Origin of the sequence: Polynucleobacter sp. MWH-UH25E (assembly GCF_018687095.1) — a bacterium.
Lineage (GTDB): Bacteria > Pseudomonadota > Gammaproteobacteria > Burkholderiales > Burkholderiaceae > Polynucleobacter.
In genome coordinates, this window is sequence record NZ_CP061286.1 from 1,322,757 (window position 1) to 1,345,622 (window position 22,866).

At 45.8% G+C, this 22,866-nt stretch carries 25 protein-coding genes; 9 read left to right on the forward strand and 16 right to left on the reverse strand.

The annotated features are described in order from the left end of the window. Complete coding sequence (locus ICV39_RS06930; RefSeq protein WP_215389402.1) at positions 1-1,026, forward strand: amidohydrolase family protein; 1,026 nt, start codon at positions 1-3, stop codon at positions 1,024-1,026. 87 nt (positions 1,027-1,113) lie between these two features. Here ICV39_RS06930 and ICV39_RS06935 read toward each other — a convergent pair whose 3' ends face one another. Next, the gene (locus ICV39_RS06935; RefSeq protein ID WP_215389403.1) at positions 1,114-1,647 is read right to left on the reverse strand and encodes a phasin family protein; all 534 of its coding nucleotides are present in this window, start codon (positions 1,645-1,647) and stop codon (positions 1,114-1,116) included. Between the two features lie 216 nt (positions 1,648-1,863). Between ICV39_RS06935 and ICV39_RS06940 the strand changes: the two genes are divergently transcribed. Next, a complete protein-coding gene (locus tag ICV39_RS06940; protein WP_215389404.1) occupies positions 1,864-2,751 on the forward strand; it encodes a DMT family transporter in 888 nt (295 codons plus the stop codon). Positions 2,752-2,810: 59 nt separating this feature from the next. Beyond that, the gene (locus tag ICV39_RS06945) at positions 2,811-3,842 is read left to right on the forward strand and encodes a serine hydrolase (protein ID WP_251372648.1); all 1,032 of its coding nucleotides are present in this window, start codon (positions 2,811-2,813) and stop codon (positions 3,840-3,842) included. Between the two features lie 11 nt (positions 3,843-3,853). Here the strand turns inward: ICV39_RS06945 and ICV39_RS06950 are convergent, their stop codons facing one another. The 13 genes from ICV39_RS06950 to ICV39_RS07010 form a co-directional block, all read right to left on the reverse strand. Next, positions 3,854-4,678, reverse strand: a complete 825-nt coding sequence (locus ICV39_RS06950; RefSeq protein ID WP_215389405.1) for an IclR family transcriptional regulator — start codon at positions 4,676-4,678, stop codon at positions 3,854-3,856. 111 nt (positions 4,679-4,789) lie between these two features. Continuing rightward, a complete protein-coding gene (locus ICV39_RS06955; protein ID WP_215389406.1) occupies positions 4,790-5,824 on the reverse strand; it encodes a quinone-dependent dihydroorotate dehydrogenase in 1,035 nt (344 codons plus the stop codon). 8 nt (positions 5,825-5,832) lie between these two features. Continuing rightward, positions 5,833-6,579: an arginyltransferase gene (locus tag ICV39_RS06960; RefSeq protein ID WP_215389407.1), complete on the reverse strand. Its 747-nt coding sequence runs from the start codon at positions 6,577-6,579 to the stop codon at positions 5,833-5,835. Next, a complete protein-coding gene (gene aat, locus ICV39_RS06965) occupies positions 6,576-7,313 on the reverse strand; it encodes a leucyl/phenylalanyl-tRNA--protein transferase (protein WP_215389408.1) in 738 nt (245 codons plus the stop codon). The genes ICV39_RS06960 and aat overlap by 4 nt, the downstream gene beginning before the upstream one ends. Before the next feature lie 21 nt (positions 7,314-7,334). Then, a complete protein-coding gene (locus tag ICV39_RS06970) occupies positions 7,335-7,889 on the reverse strand; it encodes an NUDIX hydrolase (RefSeq protein ID WP_215389409.1) in 555 nt (184 codons plus the stop codon). 9 nt (positions 7,890-7,898) lie between these two features. Beyond that, complete coding sequence (locus ICV39_RS06975; protein ID WP_215389410.1) at positions 7,899-9,734, reverse strand: bifunctional chorismate-binding protein/class IV aminotransferase; 1,836 nt, start codon at positions 9,732-9,734, stop codon at positions 7,899-7,901. Between the two features lie 17 nt (positions 9,735-9,751). Further along, on the reverse strand, positions 9,752-10,327 hold the full coding sequence (locus ICV39_RS06980) for a peptidylprolyl isomerase (RefSeq protein ID WP_215389411.1): 576 nt from the start codon (positions 10,325-10,327) through the stop codon (positions 9,752-9,754). A 57-nt stretch (positions 10,328-10,384) separates the two neighbouring features. Continuing rightward, positions 10,385-11,014 (reverse strand): 2-hydroxychromene-2-carboxylate isomerase, encoded by a 630-nt coding sequence (locus ICV39_RS06985; RefSeq protein ID WP_215389412.1) that lies wholly within the window; start codon positions 11,012-11,014, stop codon positions 10,385-10,387. A 17-nt stretch (positions 11,015-11,031) separates the two neighbouring features. Further along, on the reverse strand, positions 11,032-12,345 hold the full coding sequence (locus tag ICV39_RS06990) for a replication-associated recombination protein A (protein WP_215389413.1): 1,314 nt from the start codon (positions 12,343-12,345) through the stop codon (positions 11,032-11,034). 3 nt (positions 12,346-12,348) lie between these two features. Then, a complete protein-coding gene (locus ICV39_RS06995; protein WP_251372649.1) occupies positions 12,349-12,834 on the reverse strand; it encodes a DUF3429 domain-containing protein in 486 nt (161 codons plus the stop codon). A 32-nt stretch (positions 12,835-12,866) separates the two neighbouring features. After that, the gene (locus ICV39_RS07000; RefSeq protein WP_215389414.1) at positions 12,867-13,721 is read right to left on the reverse strand and encodes a 3-hydroxybutyryl-CoA dehydrogenase; all 855 of its coding nucleotides are present in this window, start codon (positions 13,719-13,721) and stop codon (positions 12,867-12,869) included. Position 13,722: 1 nt separating this feature from the next. Beyond that, a complete protein-coding gene (locus ICV39_RS07005) occupies positions 13,723-14,460 on the reverse strand; it encodes a glutathione binding-like protein (protein WP_215389415.1) in 738 nt (245 codons plus the stop codon). 8 nt (positions 14,461-14,468) lie between these two features. Beyond that, entirely contained in the window at positions 14,469-15,668 is a 1,200-nt protein-coding gene (locus tag ICV39_RS07010) for a pyridoxal phosphate-dependent aminotransferase (RefSeq protein WP_215389416.1), read from the reverse strand. Between the two features lie 94 nt (positions 15,669-15,762). On the opposite strand from ICV39_RS07010, the gene yaaA reads away from it, so the two are divergent. Then, positions 15,763-16,539, forward strand: coding sequence for a peroxide stress protein YaaA (gene yaaA / locus ICV39_RS07015; protein ID WP_215389417.1), 777 nt, complete (start codon positions 15,763-15,765; stop codon positions 16,537-16,539). Continuing rightward, positions 16,539-17,750, forward strand: a complete 1,212-nt coding sequence (locus ICV39_RS07020) for a DUF2863 family protein (protein ID WP_215389418.1) — start codon at positions 16,539-16,541, stop codon at positions 17,748-17,750. Before yaaA ends, ICV39_RS07020 begins: the two co-directional genes overlap by 1 nt. Before the next feature lie 105 nt (positions 17,751-17,855). Here ICV39_RS07020 and ICV39_RS07025 read toward each other — a convergent pair whose 3' ends face one another. Together ICV39_RS07025 and ICV39_RS07030 are read right to left on the reverse strand one after the other, a co-directional pair. Next, complete coding sequence (locus ICV39_RS07025) at positions 17,856-18,230, reverse strand: hypothetical protein (protein ID WP_215389419.1); 375 nt, start codon at positions 18,228-18,230, stop codon at positions 17,856-17,858. Between the two features lie 20 nt (positions 18,231-18,250). Further along, the gene (locus ICV39_RS07030; protein ID WP_215389420.1) at positions 18,251-19,240 is read right to left on the reverse strand and encodes a malate dehydrogenase; all 990 of its coding nucleotides are present in this window, start codon (positions 19,238-19,240) and stop codon (positions 18,251-18,253) included. A gap of 159 nt (positions 19,241-19,399) precedes the next feature. On the opposite strand from ICV39_RS07030, the gene ICV39_RS07035 reads away from it, so the two are divergent. The 4 genes from ICV39_RS07035 (at position 19,400) to sdhA (ending at position 22,861) form a co-directional block, all read left to right on the forward strand. Continuing rightward, the gene (locus tag ICV39_RS07035) at positions 19,400-20,137 is read left to right on the forward strand and encodes a GntR family transcriptional regulator (protein WP_215389421.1); all 738 of its coding nucleotides are present in this window, start codon (positions 19,400-19,402) and stop codon (positions 20,135-20,137) included. 131 nt (positions 20,138-20,268) lie between these two features. Next, positions 20,269-20,688: a succinate dehydrogenase, cytochrome b556 subunit gene (gene sdhC, locus ICV39_RS07040; protein ID WP_215389422.1), complete on the forward strand. Its 420-nt coding sequence runs from the start codon at positions 20,269-20,271 to the stop codon at positions 20,686-20,688. A gap of 24 nt (positions 20,689-20,712) precedes the next feature. After that, a complete protein-coding gene (gene sdhD, locus ICV39_RS07045; protein WP_215315464.1) occupies positions 20,713-21,078 on the forward strand; it encodes a succinate dehydrogenase, hydrophobic membrane anchor protein in 366 nt (121 codons plus the stop codon). 4 nt (positions 21,079-21,082) lie between these two features. After that, complete coding sequence (gene sdhA, locus ICV39_RS07050) at positions 21,083-22,861, forward strand: succinate dehydrogenase flavoprotein subunit (protein ID WP_215389423.1); 1,779 nt, start codon at positions 21,083-21,085, stop codon at positions 22,859-22,861. The last annotated feature ends 5 nt before the right edge of the window (positions 22,862-22,866 follow it).

Here is a 22,866-nt window from a genome sequence, read left to right on the forward strand (position 1 = left end):
ATGATCATTGATTGTCATGGGCACTACACTACGGCACCGAAGGCCTTAAGAGCTTGGCGAGATGCTCAAGTTGCTAATTTAAATACACCTGAGCTTGGTCCCAAGGTTTCAGATCTAAAGATCAGTGATGATGAAATTCGAGAGTCAATAGAAAATAATCAATTGGCCAGAATGCGAGAGCGCGGCATTGATGTCACTATTTTTTCTCCTCAAGCCAGCTTTATGACCCATCATATTGGCGATTTCAATACCTCAGCGACTTGGGCTGCAATTTGTAATGAGCTTTGTTATCGAGTTACGCAATTGTTTCCTCAGCATTTTGTCGGGGCGGCGATGCTCCCGCAGTCACCAGGCGTGGATATCAGCACCTGCTTGCCCGAGATGCGTAAATGTATTAACGAGTACCAATTTGTTGGTATCAACCTCAATCCGGATCCTTCGGGTGGCTATTGGCGTGATCCGCCCTTAAGTCATGCGTATTGGCATCCTATATATCGCGAGATGGTGGCATTGGATGTACCGGCAATGATTCATGTCAGTACGAGCTGTAATGACTGCTTTCATACGACAGGCGCTCATTACCTCAATGCCGATACAACAGCTTTCATGCAATGCTTGACCTCAGATCTATTTGAGAAGTTCCCTGAATTGAAATTCTTAATCCCTCATGGCGGTGGAGCAGTGCCATATCACTGGGGGCGTTTTAGGGGTTTAGCGAAAGATATGAAGATCCCGGATATTAATCACAAGCTATTGAACAATATCTACTTTGATACCTGTGTCTACCATCAGCCTGGTATCGATTTGTTAGCCAAGGTGATCCCTGTTAAAAATATTCTCTTTGCCTCGGAAACTTTTGGCGCAGTAAAAGATATTGATCCTGATACAGGGCATTATTTCGATGACACACGTCGCTATGTTGAAGCGGTTGATTCACTAAGCGTTCAAGATAAGCATATGATTTTCGAGGGCAATGCCAGAAAATTATTTTCTCGTATTAATCAACGAATCCCAGCTAGAGCATAGTGAAAACGCTTTCAAGCAAAATAAAAGCCCCGATTAGTCGGGGCTTTTATTTCAGAGCTTCAGATAGATGCTCTAAGCGAATGATTTTTACTTCTTCTTGCCAGTCTTTGTTACCGCATCGGCTGCAGTGTTGATGTTGGTTTGGGCAACCTCAACCGCGTGTTTAACTGCCTTTTGACTAGTCTCAAATACATTGTTCGCAGAGGCGATTGCTTGCTTGAGTGCCTGAACAGCAGCATCAGAACCAGCTGGTGCATTTTTAGTCCACTCTTCAACCAATGCATTCATTTTTTTCTGGCCGGCAGCAAATTCTTTTTCTGCAGACTTAGTAAAGCTGTCTTGCGTTTCGTGAGCCAACTCATAAAGATGGCGACTATAGGAAATAATTTTCTCGGCGATAGGCTGAACTGTTGCAGCCTGATGGGCGAGGAGTTGTTGAATATCTTTTACTTCCAATGCTTTCTTAGCATTGTTCACGCTATCACTCAAGCTCTGCTTGGCAATTTCTAGATTGAGTTCAACTAATCTCTCGATACTTTGCAATGCTTGATTTGTTAAGCCACTCAGGGTTTCTAAATTAGCTTTTTGCGCTGCTGCGATTTGTTCTGGAGTTAAGTTCATTGCAGACCCTTTCTTTGGGCTAGGTTACTTTATTTAGTATGACCCTTTGATGAAATTGGATCAACTAACTTATACGGATAATTATAAAGCTTGTATATTGCGTCGCATCATTTATAGCTGGCTTTTCATGTTGGTTGGCTATTAGTGAGGCTATATTGAAAAAGCCTAAAATGAGTAGTTAGGTTAAAAAAATTCAATATTTTCAGTAAGTTATTCATGAAGCCAAGCTTAGACAGTTTTATTGCACCCATTTTTGTGTTGATTTGGAGTACGGGGTTTGTGATTGCGCGTCTAGCCATGCCTTATGTTGAGCCTGCGACTTTTCTCTTCTGGCGCTTTAGTGGGGTGCTTGCGGCGATGGCTGCATTAAGTTTGATATGGCGCATTACTTGGCCTAGTTGGTCTCAAATCAGGCACATTGCGATTGCGGGCATATTGTTGCAGTTTGGCTATTTGCTTGGCGTATGGTTTGCTGTCAGGCTTGGTATGACAGCTGGATTAGTTGCGATTATTGTTGGATTGCAGCCGATATTGACTGCATGGTTTGCCGCATGGATCTCTGAAAAGGTTACGCCGCGCCAGTGGATCGGTTTATGTTTCGGGTTTGCCGGTGTTGCTTTAGTGGTGGCGGAAAAGATTGGTTTTGCGCACATTCCTTTTGCTAGTTATGTATTGGCTTTTATTGCGTTGCTGTCAATCACCTTTGGCACGCTCTACCAAAAGAAATTTTGCCCAGTTTTTGATTTGCGTGCTGGCTCCTCGATTCAATTTGGCGTTTCGGCTGTCTTGTGCTTCTTTTGTATGTATCTCTTTGAGAGTGGGGTGATGGTCTGGAATACCTCGGTTATTGCAGCTCTGCTATGGGCAGTTTTCCCTTTATCCATTGGCTCAATTAGCTTGCTCTTTATGATGATTCGCAAAGGTGCGGCAACGAAGGTAACAAGTCTCTTGTACTTGACGCCGCCAACTACGGCCTTAATGGCCTGGTTCTTATTTGATGAGCCATTTACGCTCATGATGGCCCTGGGATTGTGCTTGACGATGACCGGTGTGGTGCTTGTTAATGCCCGTCAAAACAATACAGTCGCTACGATTGCTGAATAGAAGGCGAAATAGGGGTGGAATAATTCCCATGTTGGTATAGAAAGTATTTATCATTCCGTATGTTGAAAGTTTTGGAAGGTCTTTTTGGGATGCGTTTGAATCGAATTTGGCTGTTTTCTGTGATTTTTGCTGTTACCTGTGGCGCTTCCATTGCGCCCGCATATGCTGCTAGTAAAGATAAGGACAAGCAAACCAAGACCAGCAAAGTTGTAGTTAAGTCACCCAAGAAACCCAAAACAGTTCGCGTTACAGTAACCCGCGCAAATGCGCCGGAAGTGGCTGCGCCACCTTCCTTTGCTACAGCGCTAGGTTTGCGTGGACAACATGACGATCTCAGCTTGAAATCGAGCGTTGCCATGGTAGTCAACCAAGACACCAAAGAGGTTTACTTTGAAAAGAACCCAAAGGTAAGCTTACCAATTGCATCGATCACAAAATTGATGACAGCTATGGTGGTGCTAGATTCCAAATTGCCTCTAGATGAAACGATTGTGATTAATGCCGAAGATGCGCATATTTATCGCCGCTCTCGTTTAGCCGAAGGCACAGCAATGTCGCGTGAAGATGCATTGCATTTAGCGCTGATGTCCTCTGAGAACCGCGCAGCATATACCTTGGGGCGTAACTACCCAGGTGGCGTACCTGCCTTTGTTGATGCCATGAATCGCAAGGCTAAAGAATTGGGAATGGATCATTCTCACTTTGCTGATCCAACTGGGTTGCTCAGTGAGAACGTCGCTACCGCAGAAGACTTAACCCGCATGGTTAATGCTGCGTATCAATATAAGTTGATACGCGAGTATTCCACTTGGCCAGACTTAACGATGGTGATTGCAAAGCGTCCTCAAAAGTTTTTGAACACTAATCGCTTAGTTCGTTCTGGTGATATGGATATTGGTTTGCAAAAGACAGGTTTTATTAATGCTGCCGGCAAGTGTTTAGTAATGCAGGCTAGAGTGAACAACACACCTCTGTTGCTAGTCTTCTTGGATTCAGTAGGCACACAATCACGCTTTGCGGATGCAGTTCGTGTGCGCGATTGGTATGAGCGCATGCCATCAGGCGCTCAGCCAATACGTCGTTTGATGTAAAAGTGGATCGATTAAGCCGAGCCGCCTGGCTCGGTTGATTTGGGTTTGTAGCCCAGGCCTTTGGAGATTTGCAGGGCGGTATCCTGTAGTGATCTCAACCAATCAGCTTGAATACGGTCTGTAGGGGCGCTTAGTGATAAGCCTGCCACCAATTTGCCGGTATCGTCCAATATGGCTGCCGCAAGGCAGCTAACCCCAAGCTCCAATTCTTCGTCATCGCGGGCACTGCCGACTCTGCGAACATGATTGAGTTCGGTTTCTAGTTTGACTAAATCGGTAATGCTGTTACGAGTGTGCCCTGATAGCCCTGTGCGGGTGACATAGGCGCGAACCTGGTTAGCATCATCGCTGGCTAAAAAGAGTTTTCCAACCGAGGTGAGGTGAAGTGGAGCGCGACCACCAATTGCTCTGACAACCTGCATGCCTGAACGCTCGCTATAAGCTCGATCCACATAAACGATTTCATCACCCTGGCGTACGGAGAGATTTACTGTCTCACCAGTAAGTTTGTGAAGAGTGCGCATCGGTCCCTGTGCCGCTTCACGTACAGAAAGTCTGGCTTTAACCAGATTTCCCAGTTCCAGTAATTTCAGTCCCAGGCGATAGGTGCCACCATCGCCACGCTCAACTAAGCGGCATGCAACCATGTCATTCAGAATGCGGTGAGCGGTGGAAGGGTGTAGACCTGTTTGTTCCGCCAGGCTTTTGAGGCTGCAGGCTTCTTCATGCTCCGCCAAGGCGTCGAGCAAATTCATCATGCGCTCAACTACCTGGATGGCAGTTTTAGCAACTTCCCCAGTATTTTTAGAGTCTTTGACAGATTTGCTGGTATTCATAGGGCCTATTGTAGCGATTTCAGGCCATATTGCATATTGTGAAATCAGTTTTTACTGATTTGTCGCTTCAAAGAAGCAGGCTTGGGGTGGGGGGCATCCTAAAAACCGAATTTAGGCGCTTCTCAGAGCTTTGGCACACTCGTTGACGAGGTCGGGTCCTCTATAGATGAGACCGCTATAAAGCTGAACTAGGCTGGCGCCAGATCTGATTTTTTCCCTAGCATCAGCTCCAGATAGGATGCCGCCAACACCAATAATTGGCAAGCGATCTCCGAGTCGTGCTTTAAGCGTTTTGATGACGGCGTTGGATGCAGCTCGAACGGGGCCACCAGATAAACCGCCAGTCTCTTCACCATGTTCGAGGCCTTGTACTGCATCGCGAGCAATCGTTGTGTTGGTAGCAATAACGGCATCCATACCAAACTCAACCAATAAATCAGCGATTAAATGAATGTCATCTTGATCAAGATCTGGAGCGATTTTTAGAAACACCGGTTTACGAATACCGGTACGATCGCTTAAACGCTTTCTTGCATCATCAAGATTGCGAAGAAGATCGCGCAACATTTCTTCACCCTGAAGCGCACGAAGATTTTTAGTATTGGGTGAGGAGATGTTAACAGTGATGTAAGTCGCGATATCGTAGACTGCTTCCATGCCCAGCACATAATCGCTGGCAGCTTCTTCTATAGGGGTGCTAGCATTTTTACCAATATTGAGTCCTAGGACTCCACCACTTTGCCAGAAGCGAGATTTACGAACTCTGGCAACGCAAGCTTCAACACCATCATTGTTAAAGCCCATCCGGTTAATAATGGCCTGCGCTTCAGGTAGACGAAACATGCGAGGTTTGGGATTGCCTGGTTGAGGGCGGGGTGTAACAGTACCAATTTCCAGGAAGCCAAAACCAAGTGCAGCTAATGCGTCGATGTGCTTGCCGTCTTTATCTAATCCTGCAGCCAAGCCAACCGGATTCGGAAATTCAATTCCACACACACGTTGAGGATCAGTAACTGGTTTACTGACTAATTTATCTAGCAAACCCCAACGTTGCGCGCGATCTAAATTGGTAAGCGTGAGATTGTGGGCTTGCTCTGGATCTAAACAAAAGAGCCATGGACGTAAAAGTGAGTAACGATCGATCATGGCAGATATTATGAACTAGTCAGCTTCTGCCAATGATCCTCTATGAGCCCTTCCATTGGCTGGTACTTTGCCTTGTAGGACATCTTTTCACTCTCTTTAATGTAGTAGCCCAAGTAGAGATAGGGTAGATGTAGTATTCGTGCCTGCTCAATTTGCCACAAGATGCTGTAACTGCCAAAACTAGCCGCATTGTCTGAAGCATCGTAGAAGGTGTATACCGAGGAGATACCATGCTCCAAAATGTCAATCATGCTGACCATGCGTAATCGGCCAGGGTGGGGGTCGTTCGGACCATCTCGGAACTCAACAATGCGTGAATTAACTCTACTTTGAAGTAAAAACTGCATGTACTGATCTTGATCATCACTATCCATGTCGCCACCAGCATGGCGCTCATTTTGATAGCGTTGATAAAGCTGATAGTGCTCTTCTTGATATCCTAGATTTAAAACTGAGGCTTGAAGACCGGAGTGTTTTTTCCAGGCACGTCGTTGACTGCGATTAGGGGTGAATTGATTTACTAAAACACGTGTAGCAATACAGGCTTTGCATGAATCACAGTAGGGTCTATATGTGTATAAGCCGCTGCGACGAAAGCCGGCATGAATCAGTTCGTTATACACATCCGCATGAATTAGGTGAGATGGCGTGGCAACTTGCGAACGCGCAATTTTATTGGGCAAGTAGCTGCATGGGTAGGGTGCAGTTGCATAAAACTGTAGGGTTGTGAGAGGTAGCTCTTTTAAGCGCGTCATAGCCAGTGCGTCAATATTTGCTTATCAAATTTCCAGGATTTAACAATATTAGATTGATTTACAGAAGCTTGCAGTTGTCGCAAAAAGTCTAGACGGGGCATGGGTTTAGCGCCCATTGAGCGTAGGTGGCTTGTTTCTTGCTGACAGTCAATCATTGCTACTTGGTTCTGAATGCACCAGGCACTTAAGGCGGCCAAGGCAAGCTTAGATGTATTAGGTTTACGACTAAACATCGACTCTCCATAAACCATGGCGCCAATAGCAACGCAATATAAACCGCCAATCATTGCACCGTTTTCCATAACCGCAATCGAGTGAGCATAGCCTTGCTCATGAATGGTGGAATAAGCATCCATGATTTCATGGGTGATCCAGGTTCCATCTTGATCTTTGCGAATGCTTGTTGCGCATGCACGGATGACTGCTCCAAAGTCTGCATCGACTAAAAGCTCAGATTGGCTGTCTTTGCAAAAATGACGAATACTTTTTTGAAGGGAGTCGCTACAGTGAAACTCATTAGGCTTTAATACCATGCGTGGGTTGGGTGACCACCACAAAACTGGTTGTTCATCTGAATACCAAGGAAAAATGCCTAGCTTATACGCCTGCAGTAATTGGTTTGGGTAAATGCGTTCACTGACCGCAATCAGACCGGGTACGCTTTGGTCTGGATCTGGGGTTAGCAGTGGGTTGGAAAAGGAGTCTTGGGGCCCAAGCCAACAAATTTGACTCATCTACTAAGCAATCGAGCTGGTTTAGATTTTCTCGGAGCGTAAGACATCTCGACTGCGCACATGAAATTCACTATTCAAAGCACCAGAAGCGCGATCGGCGAAGAACCACTCTAGAGTCTGCTTCACAGTTGGAAAGGCAAGATCTTGCCAGGGAATATCTTGCTCATCAAATAGAGCCACCTCTAAACTCTCTTCTCCAGCTGAAAAATCAGGCGTCTTCATAGTTGCGAGATAGAACAAATGCACTTGCTCTGCATGGGGAACATTTAGCAACGAATACAGCGGCCCAATATCAACAACTGCACCAGCCTCTTCAAATGTTTCGCGAGCAGCGCCATCGCTGGTGCTTTCGCCCAACTCCATGAAGCCCGCAGGCAGCGTCCAATAACCATGGCGAGGCTCAATGGCACGGCGGCAGAGTAACACCTTATCACCATAAACAGGAATGCTGCCAACAACGTTTCTGGGGTTCTGATAATGAATGCTTCCGCATGATTCGCATACATGTCTTTCACGTGAATCATCAGCTGGTATTTTTACAGTAATCGTAGCTGCGCAGTTGGGACAGTACTTCATGAATGCTTTCTAGAAATGGGCTTTAATGGCGCCCCGCAGGGCATTGCTAAGCATAATCTCTTTCGCCATTAAGACATCCTGAATAGTCAGGTTAGCTTCGCGGGCATTTATGCTGGGATCAGTAAGTAAGGCCTTGCGCATGACTCCAGGCAGCACCCCTGAAGAAATGGGTGGTGTAAGCCATTCATTGCGATCGGCGGGTTTAATAAAAACGCTACTTCTGCCACCTTCAGTCACAAAGCCTTGTTCATTCACAAAGAGTGCATCAAAGCCACCCAGCTTTACAGCCTCCTGCCAAGCTGCATCGTACAAAGCTCGATCGCTGACTTTATGCGCTAACAGGGGGTTACTAGAATTCATGACGCAGTCGCTTGAAAGAATATCTTTTGCCCAAAAAATCTTGACCGGTTCATTGATCTGATCAAGTGTTCCGCACTGAGCACTTAAATCTCCATTTTCATCAAGGTCTAGTCTTAGGCGCGTGCGAAGATCTTGATCCAAGCGGGCGCACGTATTCAAAATAATTGCGCGAGCCTTCTCTCTATCAAAAGAAATACGCAAGGCGGATGCCGAGCTTTGCATACGATCTAAATGAGATTCAAGTCTTTGGGGTGCCTTATTTAGAACTGCAATTGTTTCGAATAATCCAGTCTTGCTTGGCAGCCCCGTTAAGAATGCGGATTTAATCTGACACTCATGCCACTCTTGTATTGCATCAGAATCAATCGTGATGCCGGCACCAACGCCAAGGGTAAAGTTTATTGACTGAGATGACGAATCCTTCTCCATTTCAATAGTTCTAATGGGAACGCTGAAAGCAAAGTCGCCATTTGGATCAAGCCACCCCAGAGCACCGCAGTAATAGCCTCGATCGGATTGCTCAAGCTCTTGAATAATTTCCATGCTACGTTTTTTGGGTGCGCCTGTAACCGAGCCACAAGGAAAAACAGCATTCAAAATGTCATGCAGTTTGATATCTGGCTTTATTTGTCCTTGCACAGTGGAGGTCATCTGCAATACGTCACCATGTCTTGCCACTTGAAATAAGTGAGGCACTTTTACCGTATTGGGTAAACAGATACGACTTAAATCATTGCGCAACAGATCCACAATCATGACATTCTCTGCTTGATTCTTGGGATCGTCTGATAGGAAGCTTGCTGTAGCTGACAGGGCGCTCGCGGTGCCTTTCATTGGCATCGCCTTTAGTGTATCTCCCTGACGCTCAATAAATAGCTCCGGTGACTGAGAGAGTAAATAGTGATTTTCTTGTGCGATATAGGCGCCAAATCGACCGGGCTGGCGCTCACGCAATCTACTGTAAAGGGCTAGTGGAGCGCCGTAGACATTCCCAGTGATGCGATAGGTATGGTTAATTTGGTATGTATCACCACTACGAATGTATTCTTGGATTTTGGCGATATCCTCACAAAAATGATCTTCGCTTATTGAAGCTTGAAGATTCATGACTCCTGCAAGTTGTTCCACATTGGATAGCGCTTTTAATTCATCAGAAATGTAGTGATCCATTTGCTCTTTTGAGAGCTTTTGGTATTCCTGAAAAGCCCACGCCTCAATGAGTGGGTGAGAATTTTTTGCTCCCTGTAAATCTTCATTAGGTTGTGGCAAATAATGAATCAATCGACCTAGTTCATAGGCGAAAGCGGCAACTAAATATTGGCCTTTATCTAATGCAAGAGTTATTTCTTCCAAGCAGTGGATAGCAGCCTGGCGATCTGTGTTTGGGTTGCCACTCGGAAGAACGCGCCAATATTGCAAAGGCGCGTTGTAGACTCGACTCGACGGATTGACCGCCGTGCTTTGAGCGTCATCCAGCAAAATCATGACGCTTGCTCTATCAATTACTTGAGAATGGTGGCCGATTCAATGACGACTGGCTTAGTTGGTACGTCGGCCATTCTGCCCATGCGTGGAGCTGGAGCAACCATAGTAGGCACCTTGCGAATAGCATCAATAGTTTGGGTGCCAGAGATGACCTTGCCAAATACGGTATAGCCATTGCCCATAGCATTTGGATAGTTCAAGCCCTCATTATCTTTGACGTTAATAAAAAACTGAGCTGTCGCAGAATCGGGATCCGAAGTGCGGGCCATTGCAATGGTGTAAGTATTGTTTTTGAGTCCGTTATTTGCTTCAGATGCAACTGGTGCATCAGTAGGTTTTTGTACAAGGTCAGGTGTAAAGCCGCCACCTTGAATCATGAAACCATCAATAACGCGATGAAAAATGGTGCCGTTATAAAAACCGCTCTTCACGTAGTTTAGAAAGTTAGCTGTAGTTTTGGGTGCTTTAACATCATCTAATTCCACAACAAAGTTACCCATCGTGGTTTTAAATTCCACCTTTGGACCAGCGATTGCTGCTTGAGTTGAAAAACAAGAAAAAGCAAAAATGAATAAGGCAAAAAACTTGCGCATAAAGACTCCTGAAACGAGACATGGTTTTAATAAACGGTGATAGCCTATTGTATTGCCCTAGGGCGCTAAACCATTTGGAAGATTGCCCGCTCTTGCATAGGGGGCTTCATCAAACATTCCTGGGTGAGAGAGGTAATCCAGTACCCAGTCTATCGTGTCAACACCCCAAAAACAGCGTTGATTGACGATCAAAGCAGGCACTCCAAATGCGCCATCCGCTTTCGCCTTTTCAGTATTGGCAATCAGTTGGGATTTCACGGCGGCGTTATCTGGTTTTGGTGTGTCCCGAGATAAACCTAGGTAAGCGCAAAAGTCAGGCCATGAAAGATTAGGATCTTTGCCTTCAAGCCAGACGTAATCGAATGCTTTTTCAACCATCGCCCAGCCAGCTTTTTCTTGAACTAAAAGACGTTGAGGTGCGACGGTCATAAAAGGATGGTGACCTGGAAAGCGAAAGGGAATTCTTAATTTTTCGGCTTGCCAGACACAAAACTGATAGGTGTGAGGGCGCTTAGCAGCAACTTCACCAGGGCCTTTGTTCTCTGTTGCTCTAAAAAGGCCGCCCAGCAATATCGGGACAGGTGTGATGTCGAGTTTCTCTTCTAGTCGATTGCGCTGCTTGATATATAGATACGCAAACGGAGAAATAATGTCGTAATAAAAACGAGCGGGTAATTTAGAGGACATCTTGTTATTTACCCCACCTATTTTTTCTGATGCTCGTCGTCAAGTTTTCTTAAGAACATCATCTTTTCTTTAATCTGACTTTCTAGACCACGTTCAACTGGCTCATACCAATGGGGTGCCGCCATTCCCTCTGGTAGATAAGATTCGCCCGCAGCATAGGCATGGGGCTCATCATGTGCATAGCGATATTGTTTGCCATGCCCTAGTTCTTTCATGAGCTTGGTTGGTGCATTGCGCAAATGATTGGGAACAGGCTTGGATTGGTCATTTGCTACAAAGGCACGAGCCGCATTAAATGCTTTGTAACTTGCATTGCTTTTAGCTGCAACTGCGAGATAGACAACGGCTTGACCAAGTGCTAACTCTCCTTCAGGCGAGCCAAGGCGCTCATAGGTGAGGGCAGCATCGTTAGCAAGTTGCATGGCGCGAGGATCCGCAAGTCCAATATCCTCCCATGCCATGCGAACAATACGACGAGCCAAGTAGCGAGGGTCTACCCCACCATCCAGCATGCGGCATAACCAATATAAAGAGGCATCAGGATCTGAGCCTCTCACGGATTTATGCAATGCGGATATTTGATCGTAAAACTGGTCACCACCTTTATCAAATCGCCTAGCTTGAGTAGAAAGCGCATTTTCGATAAAAGATTGATCAACGATTTTGGTATTGGAGTCTGGTGCACGTACCGCGTTACGAACCTGTTCGGCTAAATTCAGTAATCTTCTAGCATCACCGTCGGCATGGTGGATGAGTGTTTCAATGGCTGAAGCCTCGAATTGAACTTCGGGCATTGCAAATTGATGCGCACGTTCAAATAGTTGTTGAAGCTCGGATTTATTTAAGGATTTCAGTACATAGACCTGTGCACGTGAAAGCAATGCGGAGTTCACCTCAAAAGATGGGTTCTCGGTGGTAGCGCCAATGAAAGTAAATAGACCCGATTCCACATGAGGTAAAAGCGCATCTTGCTGGCTTTTATTAAAGCGATGAATCTCATCGACAAACAAAATAGTTTGTTTGCCAGATTGCGCCAAGGATTGCTCTGCCTGTTGAATAGATTCCCGAATTTCTTTAACGCCCGCCAATACAGCGGAGATGGCGATGAACTCGCGATCAAATGCTTTAGCAGATAAGCGGGCTAAGGTGGTTTTTCCAACACCTGGCGGTCCCCATAAAATCATGGAGTGAGGCTTGCCTGATGCAAACGCCAGATTTAATGGTTTGCTAGGCCCCAGTAAGTGAGTCTGCCCAATAACTTGGTCAATTGATTTTGGACGTAACGCTTCCGCTAATGGTGGCGGTGGTGCGCTATCAAAAAGACCACTCATTGATCAAGCTTGAATAAACAAAATCACGATAGCCGCCCAAGATAAGCAAAAAGCAGCGATGTAAGTTAGGCGATTACGCATTGTCATAAATGCTGCGCAGGTAGCTTCATCTGCAAAATAGTAATGATAGGTATTTTGATCAATGTTGCGCTGAATAATTAGCGTAGATGCCATGATTAAGAGGCCAACTGGGATGTAGATGTGCAAGGCCACCCATGCTACTAAAGCAGGAATAACTCCCCAGATCCAAGCATTGCGATCTAGCCAACGATCCCCCGTTGTTGCTTTGCCTAAATTGTGTAGATTGGCACCCCAATGCAATGCACCCATAAAGGAGGTAATCACTGCGCCATATCCGGCCAATGATTCAGCGCTCAAGTAGTTGACCGGAGTTGGTGCGAGTTGCACCAATAAAGCTAAACCAATAAATGGAATTAAGCCCGCATAGCCAAGCTTAAGAACTAGTGGGGGAATGGGATTATTGTTCACGTTGAATTACTTATATGTTTTTTGATTCAAGATTATTTTTCGTAGGTGTATACGCCGCGCCCAGTTTTGCGACCAAGGTAACCGGCTGCAACCATTTCGCGTAAGAGTGGGCAAGGGCGATATTTTGAGTCGCTAAAGTTTTCAAAATACACTTCCATCACCGCAAGGCAGGTATCTAAGCCGATCAGATCTGCTAGTGCCAGAGGGCCAATAGGTTGATTGCAACCCAACTTCATGCCTGCATCAATGTCTTCTGGACTAGCTAAGCCTTCTGAAAGAACAAAGAAAGCTTCATTAATCATCGGCAACAAGATGCGATTGACTACAAATCCAGGAGAGTTCTTCACGGTAATTGGCTCTTTGCCCACGCGTTTGGCCATTTCAATAATGGCGGCGTGCGTCTCATCGCTGGTCTGCAATCCGCGAATTACCTCTACTAATGCCATTAAGGGGGGTGGGTTAAAGAAGTGCATGCCGATAAAGCGTGATGGGTTTGAGTCTAGGGCCGCAAGCTTGGTGATAGATAGAGAAGAGGTGTTGGTAGCAATGATCGTGTTTTTACTCACAATCTCGTCAACTTGCTTAAGAATTTTTTCTTTGATCGCTTGGTTTTCTGTTGCAGCTTCAATTACTAATCCAAGACCTTTAAAGTCTGCGTAAGCAGTGCTACCTTTAATGCGCTTAAGCGCTGCATCTTTTGCTTCTGTTGTGAGAGTCTCTTTTTTAACCAGACGATCTAAGCTCTTGCTGATTTGATCAAGACCACGTTGAACTGCGGCATCATTGATATCAACCATAACAACATCAAGTCCCGCAACGGCACATACCTGCGCAATACCATTACCCATGGTGCCTGCACCAATTACGCCAACTGATTGAATCTTCATCTTATTTCCTTCGTTGATACTGGGTTGAACCAAATAACTGCTCTCTAGCCTTGTCATCATGCAATGGCTTGCGTAATGCTGTTAATACTTCGCAACCGCGTTTTACTGCTGGGCGCTCGCCAATCATTTCAAACCAGCGCTTGAAATGCGGATAGCCATTGATATCAATTCCTTGATTTTTCCAATTACGCGTCCATGGAAAAATCGCTATATCGGCAATCGAATATTTTGTACCCGCGATATAAGTATTATCTTTCAGTTGCGTATCCAGAACCCCATAAAGTCGCTTGGCTTCATTCGTATAGCGATCTACGGCATATTGAATCTTCTCTGGGGCATAGATGCGGAAGTGATGGTTTTGACCAAGCATTGGACCAAGGCCACCCATTTGGAACATCAACCACTGTAAAACCTCGTATTTGCCCCGGGTGGTTTTGGGCAGAAACTTGCCAGTTTTGGCGGCAAGGTAGAGCAAGATTGCACCTGACTCAAAGATGCTGATGGGTTTGCCATCTGGCCCATGGGGGTCTACCAAGGCAGGGATTTTGTTGTTCGGGCTAATTTTGAGAAACGCCTTATCAAATTGATCACCTGCGCCAATATCAATCGGATGCGCTACCCAGTCACGGCCTAATCTATAGCCACATTCCTCGAGCATGATATGAACCTTATGGCCATTTGGAGTTGGCCAGCTATAAACATCAATGACATTGCTATCTTTACTTTTCTTAATTGCCATAATTTTCTCTAAAGTTTTTGTAGATGAGTTAATGCCGAAGAAAGAGTTTGCTCCTGCTTAGCAAAGCAAAAGCGAATGACGCCTGATTCTGTGGGTTCTTCATAGAAGGCGGAAACTGGGATAGCAGCAACGCCCACTTCAGTCGTTAGCCATTTGCAAAAATCTGCTTCATTCAGTTTTGCTTCAGGAGTTTCTAGCACCGTGTAATCAACGCACTGGAAATAGGTTCCCGGTGTTGGTAGTAATTTGAATTTCGTCTTCTCTAATCCTGCTCTGAAAAAATCGCGCTTAGCTTGGTAGAAAGCAGACAACCCTAAGTAATGTGATGCATCCGATAGATAGGTCGCTAAACCATATTGCATCGGCGTATTGACAGTGAATACATTGAATTGATGTACTTTACGAAACTCAGCGCTTAAAGGAGCGGGGGCCGCAACATAGCCCACTTTCCAGCCGGTAACGTGATAGGTTTTGCCAAAGCTCGAAATTAAAAAACTGCGGGCTGCTAATTCTGGATGAGAGGCAACGCTATGATGGCATGCGCCATCATAGACCATGTGTTCATAAACCTCATCACTTAAGATTAATGTCGAAGTATTTTTGAGTAAGTCAGCCAAGCGATCGAGGTCGGATTTCTGCCAAACCATGCCTGTCGGATTGTGGGGTGTATTGATGATAATCAGACGAGTATTGGTGCGTATCGCTTTTGATAATGCCTCCCATGGAATTTGATAGGAGGCCACTTTTCCATTGCTATCTCGTTTAGCTTCAAGAGAAACCGCAATTACTTTTCCGCCAGCTAATTCAATTGATGGTCTATAGCTGTCATATGCTGGTTCAATGACGACGACTTCATCGCCTGGACTTACACACGCAAGAATGGTAGTCAAAATTCCCTGAGTGCCACCAGCGGTGATCGTGATTTCAGAATCAGGGTTGTATTGATGGCCGTAAAGTTGTTCTATCTTGTTTGCTATCCCATGACGTAAATTGGGAACCCCAATCATCGGAGGATATTGATTATGGTCGGCTAGCATTGCCTCGTTGACGTCCGCAATCAATTGACGATCGCAAGGGAAGTCTGGAAAGCCTTGACCTAAATTGATAGCCTGATGTTCAGTCGCTAGGGCTGACATTACTGTAAATATAGTTGTCCCCACCTTGGGCAGGCGACTGGGGAATGGGGGATGCTTAAGGGCAGAATTCATGTGGTCAAAGGGGGTTAAAAGTCTTCCGTTGGCCTTTTTGGCGAATAATTTGGGCAGTCGCTAGAATGGAAACAATACATATACAAATTGTGCCATGCTGATCGTACTTTCACCCGCCAAATCCCTAGATTACAAGACGCCCGTAAAGGTGAAGGCACCAACCCTGCCAGAGTTTGTTGCTGAGTCTGCCAAGCTAATTGCTGATCTTAAGAAACTAGCCCCCCAGGATGTAGCAAGGCTGATGGGTTTATCAGATCAGCTAGCAGTGCTTAATGTAGGGCGTTACCGAGATTGGTCAAAAAAATTCACAGAAGAAAACAGCAAGCCTGCCATTTATGCTTTTGATGGCGATGTCTATGATGGTTTTGATGTTAAAACCTTAGATGCCAAGGCGGTTAATTTTGCGCAAGAACATATTCGCATTTTGTCTGGGCTCTATGGTGCTTTGCGACCTTTGGATTTAATGCAGGCCTATCGCTTGGAGATGGGTACCCCATTTAAGAATGCGCGTGGTAAGGACTTGTATGCGTTTTGGGGGAGCAGAGTAACGAATGCATTAAAAGAGGTGCTCGAAAAACAAAAGAAACCAGTCTTGCTAAATTTGGCTTCCGAAGAGTATTTCAAAGTATTGCAGCCAAAAGATTTGGATTGCCCGGTGATTTCTCCTGTGTTTCAGGATGCTAAAGATGGTAAGTACAAAATCATCTCTTTCTACGCAAAGCGCGCACGTGGCTTGATGGCGCGGTATGTTGTAGAGAATCGAATCACTGATCCAGCAGACTTAAAAGGTTTTAATTTAGATGGTTACAAGTACCATGCTGCTGATTCAAAACCAGATAAACCCGTCTTTAGACGAGCGGAGAAGAAGTAATGGCTGTACATCGCACCAAACCTTCTCAACGCACTTCTCCAGAGGTAGAAAAGCTGGTGGCAGATGCTATTTCCTTGGCTGCCTCAGGTAGCCAGATTGAGGATCGCTATTGGGAAGAGCGTTTGAATATACGTCTAATGCGCTTATTAAAAAGTCAGAATCAAAACGTGATTGATGCTGCATTAGATCAAACCTTCCGCATTAATACAGTTGCATTTGAAGTGCTTGCTGATACAGCGGAAACTTTGGCTGAGTCTCTCAAAATGGAGCATGAAGGGCAGCAGTGGGATGCGTTGTTATTGGCTATGCCAATCGTTGCCCATACGCGTTATCAAATCCCTTCTGGACCTTTGCCTGCCAATATGGTCGAAGCCACTGCCAGCGCCTTGCATAGCGCTATTGCTGCAACAGACACCCGCATCGCGATTATCCCTTGGCTGTATAGCATTGATCAAATGCCGCATTCGCACTGCCAAACTCGCGTGTTAACGGAAGCGCTTGCTACTGCCGCAATCTCTGGCAAAGATGTCAAATTAGAGTTGCGCGATATGTCAGAAACAATCGCCGTTTTAGCCGATCCGCGTTTCATCGTAGCGGCAATCAGTGCGCCTAGTGGTTCCCCGATTTTTAAATGGCAAGAAGAGCCACCGGCAAGACAGGAGCGAGGCGTTAGATTGATAGGTTGGCAAAATGCGATGCAAGAGCCGATTGCTTCCATGTTGCCTGGCTGCGAATTTGAATTGTTGCTACCAGAAGCGTATTTCACGAACTGCCGGTTGGCGGATAAGCATGTACGTCCATTAAGTATTCGTGCTGCAGTGAACTTCCTAGAGAGCACATTAGGCATTCTTCCTGCCGGTCTATCGTGTGTTGTGGGTGCTTTCGGAGAAGAGCAGGCGGATGAATACCGAATTTCGTTTAGTGCAAAAGGCTCATCCGATGTGATGTATGGCGTTATCTGGCCTTTGTATGACCGCGAGAGCGTAGCGAATGACGCGCTTAATGATTTATCGGATGATGAGAGTCCTATCAAAAAGATCTGCGATGCTTTGCATGACGCTGGCGTAGAAGATGTATTCCGTCACGCGATGTTATTTGATCCAGAGCTTTGTGATGATTGTGGGGCGCCACTATTTCCGGATCGTTCAGGAGAAGCGGTTCATGCTGAGATGCCCGAAGATACGCCAACCCAGCAGCCTTTGTTTCATTAAAGAGAATAATGAATCATTAGCTATAAAAATAGACGATAAAAAAGCCGAGGGTTACTCGGCTTTTTTTATTTAATACTATAAAAACTTCGATAAAACTGAGATTGCTTAGTTCTGCACAAACGGTTCAGCGCCAGCAAACAAGTGCGGTAATTTTCCTGCTTTCATTTCTGCTGTTTGACAGAAGTCAGCAAGACGTGTTCCAACCTTGATATTGAAAAGCATTGCTTTGTTACCCAATACAACTAGATCAAATCCAGAGTTTGTATTTTTGTAACGTAAGCTACCAGGTAGAGAAGTTTGGCGATCTAAATCATATGTTTTAGATTCCCAAGTCAGGCGAACTTTCTCAGTGGTACCAGTCGTTTTGAACTGCTTGCTTTCACTGCAAGTCCATGTGAATACTTCTTCATTAGCGCTTACGTTTGCAGCCCCAGAGAGGCATGCTAGCGCAAGGCTAATGGTGAGAAGAGACTTCTTCATATGCAATATTCCTCAGTAAATTAAGGGAGCAAATGTTTAACGCCAGCTTGCTCTTCAAGCAATTCATTGAGAGTGTGAGTCATGCGCTCGCGAGAGAACTCATCGATCTCCAAGCCTTCAACCATCTTGTAATCGCCGTTTTCGCATGTGACAGGGAAGCCATAAATCACTTCAGCTGGAATCCCGTACTCACCTTTAGATGGGATACCCATGGTGACCCATTTGCCGTTAGTGCCAAGCACCCAATCATGAATGTGATCGATTGCCGCATTCGCTGCTGACGCGGCAGAAGAGAGGCCACGCGCATCAATAATCGCTGCGCCACGCTTACCAACGGTTGGAATAAATACATCTTTGTTCCACGCTGCATCATTAATAGAGTCTTTTACAGACTTGCCATCAACAGTTGCAAAGCGATAGTCTGGATACATGGTTGGGCTGTGGTTACCCCAAACAACCAACTTCTCAATGCCGGCAACAGGTTTGTTCAACTTGGTTGCCAACTGTGAGAGTGCGCGGTTGTGATCGAGACGCAACATCGCTGTAAAGTTTTTCGCGGGAATATCTGGAGCAGATTTCATAGCGATGTAAGCATTGGTATTTGCTGGGTTGCCAACAACCAATACTTTGACGGTTTTCTTAGCAACTGTATTCAATGCCTTACCTTGCGCAGTGAAGATTTGCGCATTAGCGGAGAGCAAGTCTTTGCGCTCCATGCCAGGACCGCGTGGACGTGCGCCAACCAATAGAGCAACATCAATATCCTTGAATGCGGTCAATGGGTCAGAGTGCGCTGTAACGCCAGCCAACAATGGGAATGCGCAGTCTTCGAGCTCCATGATCACCCCAGCCAAGGCTTTTTGTGCTTTTTCATCAGGAATTTCGAGCAATTGCAGGATTACAGGCTGATCTTTGCCTAATAGGTCGCCATTGGCGATACGGAATAGAAGTGAATATCCGATTTGACCGGCTGCACCGGTTACGGCGACACGCATTGGGGCTTTTGCCATTGCTGATAACTCCAGAGGAAGGTTAGTGGGGTTGATTAATAAAAACTTTTCTATTATCCATTCAAGTGTATGGACTTTGCCTTTACACTGTCAATGATGTCTTATATAAGACTAGAATTACTCAGAATTTTATCCAATTGATGTCCTTGTGGAGTGAATTTGTCAGAAGTAAATTTGCCTATCGCCTCATTTAGCCCTTTATACGAGCAGATCAAAGCCATGATTTTGGCCAGTCTGCAGGCTGGAGAGTGGCTTCCTGGCGAAGTGATCCCCAGTGAGATGGAGCTTGCAGCCCGATATGCGGTAAGCCAAGGCACAGTGCGCAAGGCAATTGATGAGCTAGCCGCCCAGAATCTATTGGTTAGACGCCAGGGAAAGGGCACTTTTGTCGCCACTCACCAAGAAGATGATTGGCAGTACCGCTTTTTACGTTTAGCCCCAGACTCAGGGGAAAAGTTTCATCTGATTAGTCAATTTTTAGCCTGTGAGCAAACCAAGGCCACTGATTACGTGGCTAATTTGCTTAAATTAAAGGCAGGTGACCCAGTCATCTATATCGATCGCGTTCAAACGTTTGCAGGCCAACCCGTTGTTTTTGAAGAGATTTGGCTTCCAGGCAGCCGTTTCAAAGGTCTGGACCTCGATACCCTCAATGATTGGCATGGTCCGGTCTATGCGCTTTATGAAAGCCAGTACGCTACCCACATGGTGCGGGCAGAAGAAAAAATCAAGGCAGTTTCAGCTGATGAAGGTCTCGCCAAGCACCTCCAAATTTCAGTCGGCGCGCCTTTGCTCTCGGTAGAGCGGGTTGCATTCACCTACGGGAATAAACCAGTAGAAATTCGGCACGCAAGATACGACACTTCTGAGCAGCATTACGAGAATCGATTGAACTGAACTTATCCGTAAAACCCCTTTTTAACCCTTATAAACCCTTAAAAGCCCCCACCAGACCCAAGGTTTCCAATAGAATATGTTGCGACACAACAAAATCAAACTGAACCTCCACCGAAAGATAGAGATTGCCCATGGTTGATGCACAGCAAAATGTAAAAAAAGATAGACCGGTTTATCGAAATATTGGTCTAGCCCAGTTGGTGAAATACCGCCTTCCTTGGGCCGGTAAAGTTTCCATTCTTCACCGTATCAGCGGAGCAGTTTTGTTCCTCTTGTTGCCATTTATTTTGTATCTCTTTGATCAAAGCCTTGCTTCCGAATTGAGCTACCAAAAATTCCAAGCCTTCACAGGTAATGTCTTGGTAAAAATTATTTGCTTGGGTTTGATTTGGTGTTTCTTGCACCACTTCTGCGCTGGCATTCGTTACCTCTTGCTCGATCTCGAGATCGGAGTAGAGAAGTCAGAGTCCAATCGTTCAGCAATTATCGTCTTGGTGATTGGCTTGGCTTTGACTGCGGTAGTTGGTCTTAAATTATTCGGCTTGTATTAAGCGTTTCTTCATTAAGGAAATTTCATGCCTATTTATCAAATTGGACCAAAGCGCTTAGTTGTAGGCGCGCATTACGGCCTTAAAGAATGGATTATTCAACGCGTTACTGCGATTGTGATGGTGGTATTTACCGTTGTGCTGCTGGTGGATTATTGCGTTACTGGTAGCGCTACATACGAGGGCTGGTCTGGCCTGTTTAGCAATCAGCTAATGAAGTTGTTAACACTCTTGGCTTTGTTCAGTCTTTTCTATCACGCTTGGATTGGTGTGCGCGATATTTGGATGGATTACATCAAGCCTGTCGGCATTCGTTTGACACTCCAAGTGTTGACTGTTTTGTATCTTGTAGCGTGTGCGGCATATGCCGTTCAAATTTTGTGGAAAGTGTAATTCGATGACTGCAATTCAAAAATCATTACCACGCCGCCGTTTTGATGCGGTGATTGTTGGTGCGGGTGGTTCAGGTATGCGCGCTTCATTGCAGTTAGCAGAAGCTGGCTTGAATGTAGCTGTGCTTAGTAAAGTATTTCCAACACGTTCACACACGGTTGCAGCGCAGGGTGGTATCGGCGCTTCACTAGGCAATATGAGTGAAGACAATTGGCACTATCACTTTTACGACACCATTAAAGGTTCTGACTGGTTAGGTGACCAGGACGTAATCGAATTCATGTGCCGCGAAGCTCCAAAAGTTGTTTATGAGTTAGAACACTTTGGTATGCCGTTTGACCGTAACCCTGATGGCACGATCTATCAGCGTCCGTTTGGTGGTCACACAGCAAACTATGGCGAGAAGCCAGTGCAGCGTGCTTGTGCTGCCGCTGACCGCACTGGTCACGCAATGTTGCACACCTTGTACCAACGTAACGTACGCGCGAAGACTAACTTCTTCGTGGAGTGGTTGGCGCTTGATCTCATTCGTGATGATGAGGGTGACGTAGTTGGTGTAACTGCTCTTGAAATGGAAACCGGCCAGGTATACATCTTGGAAGCCAAGATTGTGATGTTGGCTACTGGTGGTGCGGGCCGTATTTGGGATGCATCCACTAACGCGTTTATTAATACCGGCGACGGTATGGGTCTTGCAGCACGTGCAGGCATTCCGTTGGAAGATATGGAGTTCTGGCAATTCCACCCAACTGGCGTAGCTGGTGCGGGTGTGTTGTTGACAGAAGGTTGCCGTGGCGAAGGCGGTATTTTGCGCAACAAAGATGGCGAGCGTTTCATGGAACGCTATGCGCCAACTTTGAAAGATTTGGCTCCACGTGACTTCGTATCACGCTCTATGGATCAAGAAATTAAAGAAGGGCGCGGTTGCGGCCCGAATGGTGATTATGTTGTGCTCGATCTGACACATATTGGCGCTGACACGATCATGAAGCGTTTGCCTTCCGTGTATGAGATTGGTATTAACTTTGCCAACGTTGACGTGACCAAGGAGCCAATTCCAGTTGTGCCAACCATTCACTATCAGATGGGCGGCATTCCAACCAATATTAATGGTCAAGTCGTTGTGCCAGCAAATGGCAAACACAATGAAGTGATTAACGGCTTGTATGCAATTGGCGAGTGCTCATGTGTTTCAGTTCACGGCGCAAACCGTTTGGGTACAAACTCATTGCTCGACCTCTTAGTATTCGGTCGTGCAGCAGGCAATCACATCGTGAGCTTGGATCTTAAGAATCGCGAATTCAAGCCATTGCCGAAGAATGCTGGTCAACAAACTATGGAGCGTATTGCGAAGTTGGACAACTCCACTTCTGGTGAATATGCACAAGACGTTGCTAACGATATTCGTAAGTGCATGCAGAAATATGCTGGCGTGTTCCGCAATCAAGAATTGATGGACGAAGGTGTTCGTCAAATGGCCAAGTTGACTGAGCGCGCTAAGCACTTATGGGTTAAAGATAAGTCTGAGATTTTCAATACTGCGCGTATTGAGGCTTTGGAAGTGGCTAACTTGGTTGAGACTGCAAATGCAACCATGACCTCGGCAGCTGCTCGTAAAGAAAGCCGTGGTGCTCACTCTCATGATGATCACCCACATCGTGATGATGACAACTGGATGAAGCACACGCTTTGGTATAGCGAAGGTAATCGTTTGGACTACAAACCAGTTCAGCTAAAACCATTGACTGTTGATTCAGTTCCTCCAAAAGAACGTACTTTCTAAGCAAG